Source organism: Sinorhizobium mexicanum, assembly GCF_013488225.1.
GTDB lineage: Bacteria > Pseudomonadota > Alphaproteobacteria > Rhizobiales > Rhizobiaceae > Sinorhizobium > Sinorhizobium mexicanum.
Genome location: NZ_CP041238.1, coordinates 4,173,708 through 4,189,712, shown reverse-complemented (window position 1 = coordinate 4,189,712; position 16,005 = coordinate 4,173,708). Strand labels below are relative to the sequence as shown.

The 16,005-nt window shown below is 62.9% G+C and carries 16 protein-coding genes; 6 read left to right on the top strand and 10 right to left on the bottom strand.

The genetic code is table 11. The annotated features are described in order from the left end of the window. Positions 1–34 precede the first annotated feature (34 nt). The gene (locus tag FKV68_RS19730) at positions 35–526 is read left to right on the top strand and encodes a MarR family winged helix-turn-helix transcriptional regulator (protein WP_180939445.1); all 492 of its coding nucleotides are present in this window, start codon (positions 35–37) and stop codon (positions 524–526) included. Further along, a complete protein-coding gene (locus tag FKV68_RS19725) occupies positions 523–1,809 on the top strand; it encodes a multidrug effflux MFS transporter (protein ID WP_180939444.1) in 1,287 nt (428 codons plus the stop codon). The genes FKV68_RS19730 and FKV68_RS19725 overlap by 4 nt, the downstream gene beginning before the upstream one ends. A 22-nt stretch (positions 1,810–1,831) precedes the next feature. On the opposite strand, the gene FKV68_RS19720 is transcribed toward FKV68_RS19725, so the two are convergent. Continuing rightward, the gene (locus tag FKV68_RS19720) at positions 1,832–3,049 is read right to left on the bottom strand and encodes an argininosuccinate synthase (protein ID WP_180939443.1); all 1,218 of its coding nucleotides are present in this window, start codon (positions 3,047–3,049) and stop codon (positions 1,832–1,834) included. Between the two features lie 225 nt (positions 3,050–3,274). On the opposite strand from FKV68_RS19720, the gene FKV68_RS19715 reads away from it, so the two are divergent. Then, positions 3,275–3,916, top strand: a complete 642-nt coding sequence (locus FKV68_RS19715) for a LysE family translocator (RefSeq protein WP_180939442.1) — start codon at positions 3,275–3,277, stop codon at positions 3,914–3,916. 231 nt (positions 3,917–4,147) lie between these two features. Here FKV68_RS19715 and FKV68_RS19710 read toward each other — a convergent pair whose 3' ends face one another. The 7 genes from FKV68_RS19710 to FKV68_RS19680 all read right to left on the bottom strand — a co-directional run bounded on the left by FKV68_RS19710 (position 4,148) and on the right by FKV68_RS19680 (position 10,558). Then, positions 4,148–4,942: an ABC transporter ATP-binding protein gene (locus FKV68_RS19710; RefSeq protein ID WP_180939441.1), complete on the bottom strand. Its 795-nt coding sequence runs from the start codon at positions 4,940–4,942 to the stop codon at positions 4,148–4,150. Further along, a complete protein-coding gene (locus FKV68_RS19705; RefSeq protein ID WP_180939440.1) occupies positions 4,939–5,817 on the bottom strand; it encodes an ABC transporter permease in 879 nt (292 codons plus the stop codon). The genes FKV68_RS19710 and FKV68_RS19705 overlap by 4 nt, the downstream gene beginning before the upstream one ends. A 136-nt stretch (positions 5,818–5,953) precedes the next feature. After that, complete coding sequence (locus FKV68_RS19700; RefSeq protein ID WP_180939439.1) at positions 5,954–6,907, bottom strand: ABC transporter substrate-binding protein; 954 nt, start codon at positions 6,905–6,907, stop codon at positions 5,954–5,956. Between the two features lie 314 nt (positions 6,908–7,221). Then, a complete protein-coding gene (gene rlmN, locus FKV68_RS19695; protein WP_180939438.1) occupies positions 7,222–8,457 on the bottom strand; it encodes a dual-specificity RNA methyltransferase RlmN in 1,236 nt (411 codons plus the stop codon). Positions 8,458–8,824: 367 nt separating this feature from the next. After that, positions 8,825–9,328 carry an invasion associated locus B family protein gene (locus tag FKV68_RS19690; protein WP_180939437.1) on the bottom strand — a complete coding sequence of 168 codons (504 nt, stop codon included), beginning with the start codon at positions 9,326–9,328 and terminating at the stop codon, positions 8,825–8,827. Between the two features lie 444 nt (positions 9,329–9,772). Then, positions 9,773–10,153 carry a YkvA family protein gene (locus FKV68_RS19685; protein WP_180939436.1) on the bottom strand — a complete coding sequence of 127 codons (381 nt, stop codon included), beginning with the start codon at positions 10,151–10,153 and terminating at the stop codon, positions 9,773–9,775. An 87-nt stretch (positions 10,154–10,240) separates the two neighbouring features. Beyond that, the gene (locus FKV68_RS19680; RefSeq protein ID WP_180939435.1) at positions 10,241–10,558 is read right to left on the bottom strand and encodes a 4a-hydroxytetrahydrobiopterin dehydratase; all 318 of its coding nucleotides are present in this window, start codon (positions 10,556–10,558) and stop codon (positions 10,241–10,243) included. A 181-nt stretch (positions 10,559–10,739) separates the two neighbouring features. On the opposite strand from FKV68_RS19680, the gene FKV68_RS19675 reads away from it, so the two are divergent. Then, positions 10,740–11,216 (top strand): low molecular weight protein-tyrosine-phosphatase, encoded by a 477-nt coding sequence (locus FKV68_RS19675; protein WP_180939434.1) that lies wholly within the window; start codon positions 10,740–10,742, stop codon positions 11,214–11,216. On the opposite strand, the gene thpR is transcribed toward FKV68_RS19675, so the two are convergent. Beyond that, on the bottom strand, positions 11,153–11,743 hold the full coding sequence (thpR, locus tag FKV68_RS19670) for an RNA 2',3'-cyclic phosphodiesterase (RefSeq protein WP_180939433.1): 591 nt from the start codon (positions 11,741–11,743) through the stop codon (positions 11,153–11,155). The two genes, FKV68_RS19675 and thpR, sit on opposite strands and share 64 nt — an antisense overlap. Before the next feature lie 114 nt (positions 11,744–11,857). Then, the gene (locus tag FKV68_RS19665; protein WP_180939432.1) at positions 11,858–12,499 is read right to left on the bottom strand and encodes an arylesterase; all 642 of its coding nucleotides are present in this window, start codon (positions 12,497–12,499) and stop codon (positions 11,858–11,860) included. 71 nt (positions 12,500–12,570) lie between these two features. Here FKV68_RS19665 and FKV68_RS19660 point away from each other — a divergent pair, with 71 nt between their 5' ends. Both FKV68_RS19660 and FKV68_RS19655 read left to right on the top strand, forming a co-directional pair. Beyond that, positions 12,571–13,296, top strand: coding sequence for an ABC transporter ATP-binding protein (locus FKV68_RS19660; RefSeq protein WP_180939431.1), 726 nt, complete (start codon positions 12,571–12,573; stop codon positions 13,294–13,296). Continuing rightward, a complete protein-coding gene (locus tag FKV68_RS19655; RefSeq protein ID WP_180939430.1) occupies positions 13,293–15,848 on the top strand; it encodes an ABC transporter permease in 2,556 nt (851 codons plus the stop codon). The genes FKV68_RS19660 and FKV68_RS19655 overlap by 4 nt, the downstream gene beginning before the upstream one ends. Positions 15,849–16,005: the final 157 nt, after the last annotated feature.

The following is a 16,005-nucleotide window of genomic DNA, read 5'->3' as shown; positions in this document are numbered from 1 at the left end:
AAGTAAAACTTACTATTCCCTGTGAACGATTGAGATGCCGAGAAAACTTGAATCCGAGACGATCGGGATGCTGCTCAACGACGTCTCCCGGCTGCTTCGCGGCGCCTTCGACCGCAAGGTCAACGCCATGCAGCTCGGGATCACGCCCGGCGAAGCGCGCACGCTGATCCAGGTTGCCACCACGGAAGGCATCAAGCAGGCGGAAATTGCGACCCGCATGGGTATCGAGCCGATGACGCTCTCGGCCTATCTCGATCGCCTGGAAGCGCTGGGGCTCGTCGCGCGGGTGCCGGACCCGGCCGACCGGCGCGCCAAGAACGTCGTCGTCAGTGACCGGGCCGATCCGCTCATCGACGAGATGATGGCGGGCCTGCGCGAAATGATGGGCGGCTATACCGAAGGCCTGGGCGAGGGGGGGCTGGAATTGTTGCGTGGCAATCTCCGGGTCCTGCGCGACAACCTTCGCCGGCTCGATCCCTGCCTCGCCGGCAAGGAAAGCAATAGGGAAAAAGGGGCGGCCGAATGACGCTCAGGATGAGCGAGCGGCGCACGAGCATCATCGGCGCGTTCCTGGTGGCGCTCGGTCCCGTTTCGATGGCGCTCTATACGCCGGCGATGCCGGAACTCGTTCGCGCCTTCGCCACCAGCGAGGCGGCGATCAAGATGACGCTGTCGCTGTATTTCGGCGGCTTCGCCTTTGCGCAGCTCGTCTCCGGCACGCTCTCCGACGTCATCGGACGCCGCTCGTCGACGCTGATCTTCATGGCGATTTATCTCGCCGGCAGCCTGATGGCCGCCTTCGCTCCCTCGGTCGGCGTGTTGCTGGCCGGGCGCCTGGTGCAGGGGGCCGGCGCCTCCGTCGGCATGACGGTGGCGCGCGCCATCGTGCGCGACCAGTTCACCGGCACCCCCGCCGCCCGCATCATGAACATGATCGGCATGATGCTGGCGCTCGGTCCGGCGGTTTCGCCGACGCTCGGCGGCATCGCGCTCGGCCTCTTCGGCTGGCAGTCGATCTTCTTCCTGATGGTCGGTTTCGCCCTGATGGCGTGCTTCATCGTGCAATTCTTCATGGTGGAAACGGTGACGCCGGACCGCAGCAAGGGGCACTTGCGGCCGATCCTGAGGGCTTATGGCGAGCTCTTGACGGACAGTCGCTTCCTGTCGTCGACGCTGGTGATCGCCGGTGCCGTCGGCGCGCTCTATGCCCAGGCGACGATGCTGCCTTTCGTGCTGATCGACCAGGTCGGCCTGACGCCGACCCAGTTCGGCGTCGGCATGCTGATGCAATCGGGTCTCTTCTTTTCCGGTACGGTCACCGTGCGTCTGCTGATGCGGCGTTTCTCGCCGCAAGGACTGGTGCCGGCCGGCCTCTGCTTCATTGGTGCGGCCAGCCTTCTGCTCGCCATTACCATGCACGTTCTCCCCCCGAGCTTCCTGTCGGTGATGGGCCCCGTCGGCATCTATGCGTTCGGCATTGCCTTCGTCATGCCTTACATGATGACCGGGGCGATGGCTCCGTTTCCGCACATCGCCGGCACGGCATCGGCGATGATGGGCTTCATCCAGATGAGCGCGGGGCTTTTCGGCGGCGCGCTTGCTGCGCTCGTCGGCGTGCCGGCAGTGGCGCTCGGCACGATCATCCCAGGCTTCGGGCTAGCCGCGATCGTCAGCTACTTCTGGTACCGCAACACCGTTCGCGCGCGGCCCCTGTGCGCGCCGGCAGCATCCGACGACAAGCTGCGCGAAGCAGAGGGAGAAGGAGAGCCGCATATGAAAAAACCGCGGCAGGTCGCCCGCCGCGGCTAATTCCAACTGCTATTGCCAACTTTTAGCGATTACGCGCCGCAAGCGTGCGCAGGCGCAGCGCGTTGAGCTTGATGAAGCCGGCGGCGTCCTTCTGGTCGTAGGCGCCCTGGTCATCCTCGAAGGTGACGAGCTTATCGGAATAGAGCGACTTAGCGCTCTCGCGGCCGGTGACCATGACATTGCCCTTGTAGAGCTTCAGCGTCACTTCGCCTTCGACATGCTCCTGGCTCTTGTCGATCGCTGCCTGCAGCATCTCGCGTTCCGGCGAGAACCAGAAGCCGTAATAGATGAGCTCGGCATAGCGCGGCATCAACTCGTCCTTGAGGTGGGCGGCGCCGCGGTCGAGCGTGATGCTTTCGATCGCGCGGTGCGCCGCCAGCAGGATGGTGCCGCCGGGTGTTTCGTAGACGCCGCGCGACTTCATGCCGACGAAGCGGTTTTCGACGAGGTCGAGGCGGCCGATGCCGTTGTCGCGGCCATATTCATTGAGCTTCGCAAGCAACGTCGCCGGCGACATGCGCACGCCGTCGATCGAAACCGCGTCGCCGCGCTCGAAGCCGACCTTGATGACGGTCGCCTTGTCGGGCGCTGCTTCCGGCGAGATCGTGCGCATGTGCACATATTCAGGAGCTTCCTGCGCCGGGTCCTCGAGCACCTTGCCCTCGGACGAGGAGTGCAACAGGTTGGCGTCGACGGAGAAGGGCGCTTCGCCCTTCTTGTCCTTGGCGACCGGGATCTGGTGCTTTTCGGCGAATTCGAGCAGGTCGGTGCGGCTCTTGAACGACCAGTCGCGCCAGGGCGCGATGATCTTGATGTCCGGGTTCAGGGCATAGGCCGAAAGCTCGAAGCGGACCTGGTCGTTGCCCTTGCCGGTTGCGCCATGGGCGATCGCGTCGGCGCCGGTCTTCTTGGCGATGTCGATCAGGTGCTTGGAGATCAGCGGACGGGCGATTGAGGTCCCGAGCAGGTAAACGCCCTCATAGACTGCATTGGCGCGGAACATCGGGAAGACGAAGTCACGCACGAACTCCTCGCGCACGTCCTCGATGTAGATTTCCTTGATGCCGAGCATTTCGGCCTTCTTGCGCGCCGGCTCCAGTTCCTCGCCCTGGCCGAGATCGGCGGTGAAGGTCACCACTTCGGCGCCGAGTTCCGTCTGCAGCCACTTGAGGATGATCGAGGTGTCGAGACCGCCGGAATAGGCGAGAACGACCTTCTTCACGTCTTTATGCGATGCCATGGTTTCTGTCCGTCTGCTTGCTCTGGGGGCGGCAATGCCGCGTGCAAAATCTGCGGCACTTTAGCCAGAACTTGAAGGGATACAAGCATTACAGCACCCCGCGTCGAAATTTGACGCGTCAGGAGGCGTCACACCAGCCGGTGTCGCGAGCGGACATGCGAATCCGCTGGCAAAAAAGCCTGGCGGGCGATATCACCGGCAATCATCTTATCGAGGAAACGTCTCATGGACTTCGTGCCCGGACTGCCCACGCTGCTCGCCTTTGCCGCTGCCAGCCTGCTTCTGGCGGCAACGCCCGGACCGGACATGACGCTTTCGATCAGCCGGTCCCTGGCTCAAGGGAGGAAGGCCGCGCTTTTCGTCGTGCTCGGCACCGGCCTCGGCATTGTCGTCCACACGATGCTCGTCGCCTTCGGGATTTCGGCGCTGATTACCGCGTCGCCGACCGCCTTCCTGGTGCTGAAGACAGGTGGTGCTGCCTATCTCTTCTGGCTTGCCGTCCAGGCAATGCGCCACGGCTCGACCCTTTCGGTAAAGAAGATCGACGGGGCGAAGGGAACGGCCTTTGCGAACGTCGCGACCGGCTTCTGGGTGAACATCCTCAACCCGAAGGTCGTGATCTTCTTCATGACCTTCCTGCCGCAGTTCGTCAGCGCGACCGATCCGTCGGTTACAAGCAAGCTCCTGTTCCTGGGCTTCTTCTTCATCGTCATCGGCATGCCCGTGAATGCGATGGTGGTGCTTGCCGCCGATTGGCTCGCCGCCTGGCTGCAGAAGAACAAGCGCTTCATGCGCGCCCTCGACTTCAGCTTCGCCGGCGTTTTCTCGGTCTTCGCGGTCAAGATTTTTCTGACGCAGGCGCGCTGAGCTATAGGTGTGACGCTTTTGGCCCCTCATCTGCCTGCCGGCATCTTCTCCCCGCAGGCGGGGAGAAGAGACAAGCTGCAAGCTCCCAGCCCCTCCGTGCACCTTCCCGCCAATCTTTAACGGTGCTGCTGAAGTGCCGGCGTTGCATCACGCGCTCTTCTCCCGTTGTGACGGGGAGAAGATGCCGGCAGGCAGATGAGGGGCAATGGCGGCGGAAGGGCCGATATACCGTCAGCCGATCAGCAGCGCGTCGTCGTCGAGCGTCTGGCCGCGGATGCGGCGGAACATGGCGATAAGATCTTCCACCTGCAGCGTCTTGCGGCTATCGCCGGCGACATCGAGCACGATTTCGCCTCCATGCAGCATGATCGTGCGATGCCCGTAGTCGAGTGCCTGACGCATCGAATGGGTGACCATCATCGTCGTCAGCTTGCGCTCCGTGACGATCTTCTGCGTGAGATTCATGACAAATTCGGCCATGCCCGGATCGAGCGCCGCGGTGTGCTCGTCAAGAAGCAGAACTTCCGATCCGGCCAGCGTCGCCATCACCAGCGACACGGCCTGCCTCTGGCCGCCGGACAGGAGATCCATGCGATCGCCAAGGCGGTTCTCGAGGCCGAGGTTGAGTTCGGCGATCCGCTCACGGAAATGCTCGCGACGCTTCGCGCCAAGCGCCGGCGTCAGGCCGCGGCTTTCACCGCGCCTGGCGGCAAGCGCCAGGTTTTCCTCGATCGAGAGCGTGCCGCAACTGCCGGTAAGCGGATCCTGGAATACGCGCGCAACGAGGCCGGCGCGCGCCGCCGTTCCTTTGCGGGTGACGTCCGCATGCCCGATCGTCACCTCGCCTTCGCTCGGCAGGACGTCTCCGGCGAGCACGCTGAGCAGCGTCGACTTGCCGGCGCCGTTCGAGCCGATCACGGTGACGAACGAACCCTGCTCGATCGTCAGGCTTACGCCGTTCAGCGCCTGCTTCTGCAAGGGCGTGCCCTTGCCGAAAACGACCTTGATGTTCTTGACGCTGATCATGCGGCACCTCCGCGGCGCAGACGAGGAAGAACGAGCGCTACGGTGACGAGCGCCGCGGTCACGAAATTCAGGTCGGAGGCCTGCAGGCCGAGCATATCCGTCGAGAGCGCAAGCTGTATGGCAATGCGGTAGAGGATCGAGCCGAGCACGCAGCCGGCGAGCGCGATCAGGATGCCGCGGGCGCCGAACAGCGTTTCGCCGATGATGACGGCTGCGAGGCCGACGACGATCGTGCCGACGCCCGAGGTCACGTCGGCAAAGCCGTTGGTCTGGGCGAAGAGCGCGCCGCCGAAGGCAACAAGCGCGTTGGAGATCGCCATGCCGAGATAGATCTGGCGGCTGGTATCGACCCCTTGCGCGCGGGCCATGCGCGCATTGGCGCCGGTCGCCCGCATGGCGAGGCCGGCGTCGCTCTCAAGAAAGCGCCAGACGATGACGACGGCGACGAGCACAAGAATGCCGACGAAGAGCGGGCGAACGTAGAAGTCCCTGAGCCCCAATCCGTAGAACGGCGACAGCATGGTGTCGGCATTGATCAGCGCGACGTTCGGCTTGCCCATGACGCGCAGGTTCACCGAGAAGAGCGCGATCATCGTCAGGATCGAGGCGAGCAGGTTGAGGATTCGGAAGCGCACGTTGAGGAGTGCCGTGACCATGCCGGCCGCGGCACCGGCGACCATCGCGACGGCTGCGGCGAGCCACGGATTGACGCCCGCAATGATCAGGACCGCCGTGACCGCCGCGCCGAGCGGAAACGATCCGTCGACCGTCAGGTCAGGAAAGTCGAGCACGCGAAAGGCAAGGAAAACGCCGACGGCGACAAAGGCATAGACGAGCCCCAGTTCCACGGCTCCCCAAAAAGCGATTTGACTCAAGGCTGTCGGCCCTCTTCGATCGTGTTGCGCGCAAGGCCCTGCCGCGCAACGTATCTCGTTAATAGTGAAGCGCCCCCGTATGGAACGGGGGCGGCAAAAAGGCAACCAACTTGCGTTCGCAAACGGAACGCAGTCGTTACTCGATGACGCGGGTCGCGCGCTTGACCACGCTCTCCGGCAGGGTCACGCCCATCTTGGCGGCGGCAGCCTTGTTGATCACGAGGTCGGTGCCGGCCGCGACCTTGACCGCGATGTCGCCCGGGTTTTCACCCTTCAGGATACGGACAACAACGTCGCCGGTCTGCTTGCCTACGTCGTAGTAGTTGAAGCCGAGGGCCGCAACCGAGCCGCGGGAGACGGAATCGGTATCGGCGGTGAAGAGCGGCAGCTTGCTTTCCTCGGCAACGGCCACGGCGCCTTCGAGCGCGGAGATGATGGTGTTGTCGGTCGGAACGTAGATCGCATCGGCGCGGCCGACGAGGGCGCGGGCCGCACCCTGGACTTCGGCGGATTTCGTTGCTGCGGACTCGACCACGGTCAGGCCTGCCTTTTCGGCTTCGGCCTTGAGCGCCGCAAGCAGGGATACGGAGTTCGCTTCACCGGAATTGTAAAGGTAGCCGATCGATTTCACGTTCGGCAGGATCTCCTTGATCAGCTTCACATGCTCGGCAACCGGCGACATGTCGGAAAGCCCGGTGACGTTGCCGCCGGGCTTGTCCATGTCCTTGACGAGCTGCGCGCCGAGCGGGTCGGAGACGGCGGTGAAGACCACCGGGATATCACGTGTCGAGGAAACCACCGCCTGCGCGGAGGGCGTGGAGATCGGCACGATGACGCTCGGCGCTTCGCCGGCGAATTGGCGGGCGATCTGTGCCGCCGTCGCCGGGTTGCCCTGCGCCGACTCGTAGATGAACTTGAGGTTTTCGCCTTCCTTGTAGCCGGCGGCAGCGAGCGCGTCCTTGACGCCGTCGCGGGCGGCATCGAGGGCGGGATGCTCGACGATTGCCGTCACGGCAACGGTGACTTCGTCGGCGCGCGCCGGCAGCGAAAACGCCACGGTGGCGGCAAGAGCTATGAGAAGTGAGCGCATGGATGTCCTCCGTTTGGCGAACGGGATGCCGGCGGATGAACCGCTTCGCATGTTTCTCATCCCGCTCCAGATGAATTCGCCGCTTTCTTAGGAAAGCGGAGCAATGAAATCAATCGATGGAGAGCGCTTCATCCATCAATCTTCTTCATCGATTGGAGATTGCTCACCACCCCTGGTCCTCTCCCCGCTCGCGGAAGAGGCGACTGGAACAGCGCGGCATGGTCCCTTCTCCCCGCCTGCGGAGAGAAGGTGGCGGGCAGGCCGGATGAGGGGCGAACCAGAGCGCAACCCGCCCCGCGCATCTCCTTCCCGGCTCAGTCCTCGCCGTGATTGGCAATCATCATCGCCTCGAAGGCGAGGCGGTCGACCTTGCGCATGCGTTCGGATTCGGACTTGAGCTGGCCGCAGGCGGCGAGAATGTCACGGCCGCGCGGGGTGCGGATCGGCGAGGCATAGCCGGCCTGGTTGATGAAATCGGCGAAAGCCTCGATCTGCTCCCAGTCCGAACACTGGTAGTTGGTGCCCGGCCACGGATTGAAGGGGATGAGGTTGATCTTGGCCGGAATGCCCTTCAATAGCTTCACCAGTTCCTTGGCGTCCTCGAGGCTATCGTTGACATCCTTCAGCATCACATATTCGAAGGTGATGCGGCGCGCGTTCGACAGGCCCGGATAGGCACGGCAGGCCTCCATCAGCTCCTTCAGCGGATACTTCTTGTTGATCGGCACCAGCATGTCGCGCAGATCGTCGCGCACGGCATGCAGCGAGATTGCCAGCATGACGCCGATCTCCTCGCCGGTGCGGTAGATTTCCGGCACGATGCCCGAGGTCGAGAGCGTGATGCGGCGCTTCGAGAGCGAAAGACCGTCTCCGTCGGACGCGATCAGGAGTGCGGTCTTGACGTTCTCGAAATTGTAGAGCGGCTCGCCCATGCCCATCATCACGATATTGGTGATCTTGCGGCCTTCCGCAGGCACGATGGCGCCCTGCGGCGTATCGCGTTCGGGGAAATCGCCGAGCCGGTCGCGGGCAAGCAGCAACTGGGCGAGAATTTCTTCGGCCGTCAGGTTGCGCACCAGCTTCTGGGTGCCGGTGTGACAGAAGGAACAGGTGAGCGTGCAGCCGACCTGGCTCGAGATGCAGAGCGTGCCGCGGCCTTCCTCCGGGATGTAGACGGTCTCGATCTCGACGGGGCGACCAGCGCCGCGCGGCGGGAAGCGTAAGAGCCACTTGCGCGTGCCGTCGTTCGAAATCTGCTCTTCGACGATCTCCGGCCGGGCGATGGTGAAATGCTCCTTGAGCATCTCTCGCATGTCCTTGGAGACGTTCGACATCTGATCGAAATCGGAAACGCCGCGAACGTAGAGCCAATGCCAGAGCTGGCTCACACGCATCTTGACCTGGCGCTCGGGCACGCCCCGCTCGACGAGCAGCCTGGCCATGTCTTCGCGCACAAGACCGATCAGCGATGGCTTCTCGGCCTGTGGCGCCAGGCGGACCTGTGGCGCCTTGACGATGTCCGCCCTGTTCAAGATCTCAGTGGCTGCCATGCTTGCGATGTCCTGTCAAACAGCGACGGCCCGTCCGGAGAAGGTTCCGGATCGTGTTCCGATGCTCGAATTGAAATCTGGCGAGCCTTCGAGCGCGGCAATGGGCGCGGGGCTCTGAATTTGGCGGCGCTTTAGCATTCTTTTCGCCGCGAGTCGACATGAAGCTTTTTCTGCCCCTCATCCCGCTGCCGCAACCTTCTCCCCGCAGGCGGGGAGAAGGGGCAAGCCGCACGCGCCCAATCCCCTCTCCCCGTCAGTACGGGGAGAGGGCTAGTCCTCGGGTTAAACCCGAGGAGAGGGGCAATTGCCAACGCAAAAAAGCCGGTCCAGAGGGCCGGCCTTTGCGATATAGCTGAAGCATCTGAGGTTACTTGCAGGCTTCGATCTGCTTCAGCGCGGCGGAGATGCCGGACAGAGAATAGGAATAGGACGTCGCGGTCCCCTTGCGGGACTTCGCGTTGACGGACATATCCTTGCCCGACTTCATCGCCGCCACCAACGCCGGTTCTTCGGCAGCGTTTTCCACCCAGGCGGAATTGCCCTTGGTAAACATGACGAACGTCTTGCCGTCGATGACCACGTTGACCTTGGAATTGTCCTGCAGCGGATAACCCATCATCGCCTGAGGCTCGTAGCTGATGTTCTGTCCCGGGCGCTGCGAGACGAGGAAGAAGATATCGCCATGGTCGACACCGGCGGGGCTCTTCTCCTTTGGAACGGACAGGACGTAGCAGACCTTGCCGGCGCCGGCCTGGTAGGAATAGGCGCCCCAGGCTTGGAACTGCTGGATCCGTGTCGGAGATTGAGCGGAAGCAACGCCGGCTGCTGCCAATACGAGTGCGATTGCAGTTGCGATCTTTCTTACAAACATGAGGTCCTGCCGCTTGTCTTGCTTGCGACTGCCCGAAACAGGTGAGACGGGCAACGCATAGTCACGTTTTAATTTATTTTGACTTAATTCAGGTTACTAAACCGTCAACGATCACCGCAATCCGATCGTTTCCGCCCGAAACAGACCAGCGACACACCCGGCAGCCGAAGCCGGCGCGCTTGCCCGGCGTGCCGTTTCTTCGTGTTTGCCGGTTCAGTCGATCGTCAATTCTGGAGGGCCGTGGCCGGTAGGAGTTCCCTGTCTCAAATCTCGCCGCAACGCACTGTCCTGCAGCCTATTCGCCCACAGCCGCTGCGTTTGCGGAATCTATGTCACAAAGAATCAGGCAAGAGTTTGTCTTTCAGGCAGAAATGCGGCGGTCCCGCATCGTGCAGAAACTCAAAGCTCTACAGCGATCTTTGCGCGTCTGATCAGACGTAGCGATCATTCCTCATCCGGCCGGTCGCGCAGGGCTTCGTCAGCCTTGTTATAATGCACTTCCTTGATCTGGCCGCTGATCGCGGCGAACGCGGCCGTCAACACGGCGATGTCGTCGGAAAAGCCGACGACGGCCAGCATGTCCGGCACGAAGTCGAGTGGCAGGACGAAATAGGCAAGGGCTGCGAGCAGAATGCCGCGCGTGCGCGTCGGCGTCTTCGGATCCACCGCGCAATAAAAGGCGGCGACGAGATCGCGGCTGAAGGGAATCTGGCGGGCTGCGCGGCGAAAGGTTGGCCAGAACCGGCGACGTACCTTGCGCTCCCGGCGCTCCTGTTCGGATTCCTCGCCGGGAAGGAGAATTTCTCCGATCTTGATATCGTCCATCGCGTCCGTTTCCGATTTGGGCCCAACAGCGCCGCGCGTCTGGCGCGCAGAGAAACATGCAGGGGGCTGATATGGGAAGGGTGTCTGCTATTTCAAATGGTCGGGCATCCGGCCGGCGGCCGCGTGGTCCATTTTTGCCGCCAGCTTGAAGTCGAGCTCCGTCAGCCCGTTTGCATCATGCGTCGAAAGCGTAACGTCGACCCTGTTGTAGACGTTGAACCATTCGGGGTGGTGGTCGAGCTTTTCTGCGGCAAGCGCGCATTGCGTCATGAAGCTGAACGCCTCGGCAAAATTCTTGAACCGAAACGCCTTCCAGATCGACGCACCATCCTCGGCGAGAACCCAGCCCTCCATCTTGTGCAAATGCTCGGCGACAGCCTCGGCGTCCAGTTTTTCCGGCCTCATGTTGTTTCTCCCTGTGATCTTTCGTGCTTAACAACGGCCTACAAGAAGTTTTTATCCTTAAATCGGTTCCGATATAAGGATAAAAACATGCTGCAATTCAAAGTGCTACAGCGGCATTTGCGCCTGAAAAGACGCGCGGCGTGTCGTCGCGGCGCGCCACTCCCGACGCCAGTTGGATAACATGAAGCCGGTCAGAATTCTCTTCGTTTGCCTTGGCAATATCTGCCGTTCGCCGCTGGCCGAAGGCGTCATGCGGGATCTGGCGCACAAGGCGGGTCATGGGCGAGCGATTTTGGTCGATTCAGCCGGCATCGGCGCATGGCATGTCGGCGCCCCGCCGGATCAGCGGTCGATTTCGGTGGCGAAGGCGCACGGTATCGATATTGCGGCCCTGCGCGGGCGCCAGGTCAGCACGGCGGATTTTGCGGCCTTCGACCTGATCCTCGGCATGGACATGAGCACCGTCCGCGACCTCAGCGCGCTCGCGCCGCCCGCAATGACTGGCAAGGTGCATCTATTCATGCGCTATGCCACAGGTCAGGCGGGAGACGTTCCGGACCCCTACTACGAAGCGGCTGAGGTCTTCGAAACGCTCTACCAGATGCTGGACGCAGGGTGCTTGTCCCTGCTGGCGAGGCTCGGGGACCGCGCCTCGTGAAGCGGGAAAACCTCTTCGGTCAGGTACGGACCGCCGCCGACCGAATCGCGCGATGAGAGGAGAACGAAGCGGGCGACCGTAAAAGGTGAGGTGAGGAAATTGCCGCGCCCGGAGAGATAATTCACCACATCCTCGACGCGCGAGGAACGCAGCCTCGCGAGCGTCACGTGAGGCGTGAACTTGCGCGGGTCCGACGGCAGGCCGAGGCGCTGGCAGATGCGTTCGATTTCCGCCTGGAGCGCGAACATTTCCGGCTCGTTGCTGACGCCGGCCCAGACCGAATGCGGTTTTTTCGAGCCGAAGGCACCCGTGCCCGTCAGTTGCAGCTGGAATTCGGGGCGTTCGATCCGGTCGAGCCTTTCAACGATCTCGTCGGCGGTGCGTCCGTCGACATCGCCGATGAAACGCAGAGTGATGTGATAGTTCTCCACATCAATCCATCGAGCTCCGGGAAGACCTCCGCGCAGCAAAGAAAGGCTCATTGCTGCATTGCGCGGAATTTCGAGGGCGGTAAACAGTCTCGGCATGGCGAGCTCCCCGAATCTCTTGCAGATGTCTTAGCGAATCACGCATCGAGTCTGCACGCAACTGTTATTTAACGCGACAGAGCGTTAACTTTCTCTTAACTGTGGACCGATTGATCAGTCTCCTTTCGCAAGCTTGGCAATGAATCGTTCGGCGACAGGCAAAAAGCGTTCGACCATCTCGCCGACGCCCCGGCTGTTCGGATGCATTCCGTCCTCGAGCTTCAGTGCGCCGTCCGTCACCACTCCGTCGAGAAAAAACGGATAGAACTCGAGGTCGTATTTCGCCGCCAGTTCCGGGTAGATGGGGTTGAAGCGGGCGGCATAGTCGGTTCCCATGTTGGGCGGCGCCATCATGCCTGCGAGCAGCACGGCGATGCCGCGCTCCTTCAGTCGGGCGATCATCGCCTCGAGATTTTTCCGCGACTGTTCCGGCGGAATACCACGTAATGCGTCGTTCGCACCTAACTCCAGGATGACGCCTTTCGTTCCATCCGGCACTGACCAGTCGATGCGGGAAAGGCCGCCGGAAGTCGTGTCGCCGGAAACGCCGGCATTGGTGATCGCGACATCCAAACCCTTGTCTTTCAAGGCCTTTTGGAGGCGGGCAGGAAAGGCGTCCTCGGGCGGGAGTTGAAAGCCGGCCATGAGGCTGTCGCCGAAGCCGACGAGGCTCACACTCTCGGCGCGCACCGTTGACGATAACGCAATTGTCATTGCCAGGCTCAAGAAAAAGCGCAGAAAATCTTTTAATGCCATAGGCTCGTTCCTAAATCCCCGAGGGCAACGGTTTCGTCATCCGATCCGATTTCATATAGGGCTGTTTCCGCGTGGCAAGAACCATCATCGAGTTGAAAAATGCCGACTTGACGCTGGGCGAGGCCGCGGCTGCAGTCCATGTGCTGAAGGCCGTGAGCCTCACAGTCGACGCCGGCGAATCCGTCGGGATCGTCGGCCCGTCCGGATCGGGGAAATCGACGCTGCTGATGGTGCTCGCCGGCCTGGAGCGGCTGGACAGCGGCGAGATCGTCATCGACGGTACGCCCCTGCATGGCCTGAGCGAGGATAGGCTTGCGGATTTCCGGGGCCGCAACGTCGGTATCGTCTTCCAGTCCTTTCACCTCATTCCCAACATGACCGCGCTTGAAAACGTCGCGGTGCCGCTTGAGCTTGCAAATGTCCGCAACGCCTTCGACGTCGCGCGCCAGGAACTCGTCGCGGTCGGCCTGGGTGATCGACTGACGCATTATCCGGGGCAGCTTTCAGGCGGCGAGCAGCAGCGCGTCGCAATCGCCCGTGCGCTGGCGCCGTCGCCAAAGCTCTTGATTGCCGACGAGCCCACCGGCAATCTGGACGCCGAGACCGGCCGGCAGATCGCCGATCTTCTTTTTGCGGAGCAGCGCGAACGCGGCATGACCCTGGTTCTCGTCACGCATGATGCAGCACTTGCCGGGCGCTGCGCGCGGCAGGTTCAGGTGCGCTCCGGCGAGATCGTCTCCGGCGGACAGCCCGATTCGAGGTCCGCTTCCGTTCACCAGGCGGCGGCGTCGGCATGAGCGGGACGGGCGCCATCGACCGCTTTCGCCCGCTTCTCGCCCTCCGACTGGCGCTGCGCGAAATGCGCGGTGGGCTCAAGGGCTTCTATATCTTTCTTGCCTGCATCGCGCTCGGCACGGCGGCGATCGCGGGCGTCAATTCCCTCTCGCAGTCGATCAGCGCCACGATCGCGTCGCAGGGCCAAGAGCTCCTTGCCGGCGATATCCGCTTCGAACTCAACAATCGCGTAGCGACGGCCGAGGAGCGCGCCTTCCTCGACAGTCTCGGCAGGGTCTCCGTTTCCTCGGGGCTCCGCTCCATGGCGCGGCTCCCCGATGGATCCAACCAGGCACTCGTCGAATTGAAGGCCGTCGACAATGCCTACCCGCTCTACGGCACCGTCGAAAGCGAGCCGGCCAGACCGCTCGGCGACCTCTTGTCCAAACGGGGGGAGGCGTTCGGCGCCGTGGCCGCGCCGTTGCTGCTGGAGCGTCTGGGCATCAGCCCCGGCGAAGAAATCCTGCTCGGCAATGCGCGGGTTCGGATCAACGCGACGATCGTCCGGGAGCCGGACGCGCTTTCCGACGGGTTCGGTTTTGCGCCGCGGCTGATGGTCTCGGCCGACGCCCTCGCCGCCTCGGGCCTCGTGCAGACCGGCAGCCTCGTCGAGCACGGCTACAAGGTCAAGCTTGCCGATCCTCAGCGCGTCGCATCGGTTCGCTCCGAGGCGGAGAAGCAATTCCCGTCGGCCGGCTGGTCGATCCGGACGAGCGGCAATGCCGCCCCGTCGCTCAACGCCAACATCACGCGTTTCTCGCAGTTCCTGACGCTCGTCGGCCTGACGGCGCTGATCGTCGGTGGGGTGGGCGTCGCCAACGCCGTGCGCGCCTATCTCGATGGCAAACGCAGCGTCATCGCGACCTTCAAATGCCTCGGAGCCCCGGCGTCACTGGTCGCCATGGTCTATCTCGCGCAGATCCTGATGATCGCGCTGATCGGCATCGGCATCGGCCTCGTTTTCGGCGCGCTGATCCCTTTCGTCGCGGCCCAGTTTCTCGCCGATGTGCTGCCTGTTCCGACGTCTTTCCAACTCTACCCATCGGCGCTCGGCCTCGCGGCGCTTTTCGGACTGCTGACGGCGCTCACCTTCGCCATCCTGCCGCTCGGCCGCGCGCGCCGGGTGCCGGCAACGGCGCTCTTCCGGCAACAGGGGTTAGAACCCACTGGCTTCCCGGCTTGGCCCTATCTCGCAGGCGCGCTCGCCTGCCTTGCGGCGCTCGCCGGACTTGCCGTCTGGACCGCGTACGATCGCAGCATTTCGTTGATCTTCCTCGGCGCAATCGCCTTTGCCTTCATCCTGCTGCGCGGCGTGTCGTGGCTTATTTCCTGGCTTGCGCGGCGCAGCCCGCGGGTCAACTCGCCGGCGCTGAGATTGGCGATCGGCAACATCCATCGCCCCGGCGCCCTGACGCCGTCGGTGGTGCTTTCACTCGGTCTCGGTCTCGCCTTGCTCGTGACGCTGGCGCTCATCGACGGCAACCTTCGGCGCGAACTCACCGGCCACATGGCCGAGCGGGCGCCCAACTTCTTCTTCGTCGATATCCAGGGGAGCGAGATCGAAGGGTTCCGGTCACTGCTTTCGCAGGCGATGCCACAGGGCAAGGTCGTTGAAGTGCCGATGCTGCGCGGGCGCATCGTGGCGTTCAACGGCGAGGACGTGAACAGCCGCAACGTGCCGCCGGGCGGGCAATGGGTGCTGCGCGGCGACCGTGGCATCACCTATGCCAAAAATCCGCCGGAGAACGCGACGCTCACCGAGGGCACGTGGTGGCCTGAGGCTTATCGGGGTGAACCGCTGGTTTCGTTCTCGGCGGAGGAAGCCCGCGAGCTCGGCCTGAAACTCGGCGACACGGTGACCGTCAACGTGCTCGGCCGCAACATCACCGCGAAGATCGTCAATTTCCGCAACGTCGAATGGGAATCGCTGTCGATCAATTTCGTCATGGTCTTCTCGCCGAACACGTTTGCCGGCGCGCCGCACGCCTGGCTCGCAACGGTCATCGATCCCGATGCGACGGCCAAGGAGGAGGCGGCGGTGTTGAAGTCGGTGACCAATACCTATCCGACGATCACCAGCGTGCGCGTCAAGGATGCGCTCGATATTGTCAATGCGCTTCTCGCGCAGCTTGCGACGGCCATTCGCGCCGCCGCCGCGGTCGCCCTTGTCGCGTCGGTTCTCGTTCTTGCGGGGGCGCTCGCCGCCGGCAACCGTGCGCGCATCCACGATGCAGTTGTCCTGAAGACGCTGGGTGCCACGCGCGGCACGCTGATCCGCGCCTTTAGCTACGAATACATCATTCTCGGCTTCGCAACTGCCGTCTTCGCGCTGTTTGCCGGAGGTGTTTCTGCCTGGTTCGTCGTCAGCCGCGTGATGACGCTGCCGTCCGATTTCCTCCCGGATGTCGCGATCGCCACGATCGTAGTAGCACTCGTCATGACCGTCGGCATCGGTCTTGCCGGAACCTGGCGCATTCTCGGCCAGAAGGCCGCTCCGGTGCTGCGCGAGTTGTGAGCGCGGCGATTAACCGTAAATCACCCTTGTTTGATGGCTCGAGGCCCGGCTTTGCGCGATTCGGGCCCTTCCGGCTCTTGTGCGTGACCGCATTCAACATCATATTTGTCCACAGGCATGCTGGAGCCCCGCAGCGGCGCCTGGGCGCTTGAAGGAC

Excerpts from the sequence above, each read along its gene's own strand:
- FKV68_RS19685 (WP_180939436.1), bottom strand. The coding sequence starts at position 10,153 with ATGGACGATATCAAGATCGGAGAAATTCTCCTTCCCGGCGAGGAATCC.
- FKV68_RS19720 (WP_180939443.1), bottom strand. The coding sequence starts at position 3,049 with ATGGCATCGCATAAAGACGTGAAGAAGGTCGTTCTCGCCTATTCCGGC.
- rlmN (WP_180939438.1), bottom strand. The coding sequence starts at position 8,457 with ATGGCAGCCACTGAGATCTTGAACAGGGCGGACATCGTCAAGGCGCCA.
- FKV68_RS19665 (WP_180939432.1), bottom strand. The coding sequence starts at position 12,499 with ATGGCATTAAAAGATTTTCTGCGCTTTTTCTTGAGCCTGGCAATGACA.
- FKV68_RS19730 (WP_180939445.1), top strand. The coding sequence starts at position 35 with ATGCCGAGAAAACTTGAATCCGAGACGATCGGGATGCTGCTCAACGAC.
- FKV68_RS19690 (WP_180939437.1), bottom strand. The coding sequence starts at position 9,328 with ATGTTTGTAAGAAAGATCGCAACTGCAATCGCACTCGTATTGGCAGCA.
- FKV68_RS19700 (WP_180939439.1), bottom strand. The coding sequence starts at position 6,907 with ATGCGCTCACTTCTCATAGCTCTTGCCGCCACCGTGGCGTTTTCGCTG.
- FKV68_RS19655 (WP_180939430.1), top strand. The coding sequence starts at position 13,293 with ATGAGCGGGACGGGCGCCATCGACCGCTTTCGCCCGCTTCTCGCCCTC.
- thpR (WP_180939433.1), bottom strand. The coding sequence starts at position 11,743 with ATGCCGAGACTGTTTACCGCCCTCGAAATTCCGCGCAATGCAGCAATG.
- FKV68_RS19715 (WP_180939442.1), top strand. The coding sequence starts at position 3,275 with ATGGACTTCGTGCCCGGACTGCCCACGCTGCTCGCCTTTGCCGCTGCC.
- FKV68_RS19710 (WP_180939441.1), bottom strand. The coding sequence starts at position 4,942 with ATGATCAGCGTCAAGAACATCAAGGTCGTTTTCGGCAAGGGCACGCCC.
- FKV68_RS19680 (WP_180939435.1), bottom strand. The coding sequence starts at position 10,558 with ATGAGGCCGGAAAAACTGGACGCCGAGGCTGTCGCCGAGCATTTGCAC.
- FKV68_RS19675 (WP_180939434.1), top strand. The coding sequence starts at position 10,740 with ATGAAGCCGGTCAGAATTCTCTTCGTTTGCCTTGGCAATATCTGCCGT.
- FKV68_RS19725 (WP_180939444.1), top strand. The coding sequence starts at position 523 with ATGACGCTCAGGATGAGCGAGCGGCGCACGAGCATCATCGGCGCGTTC.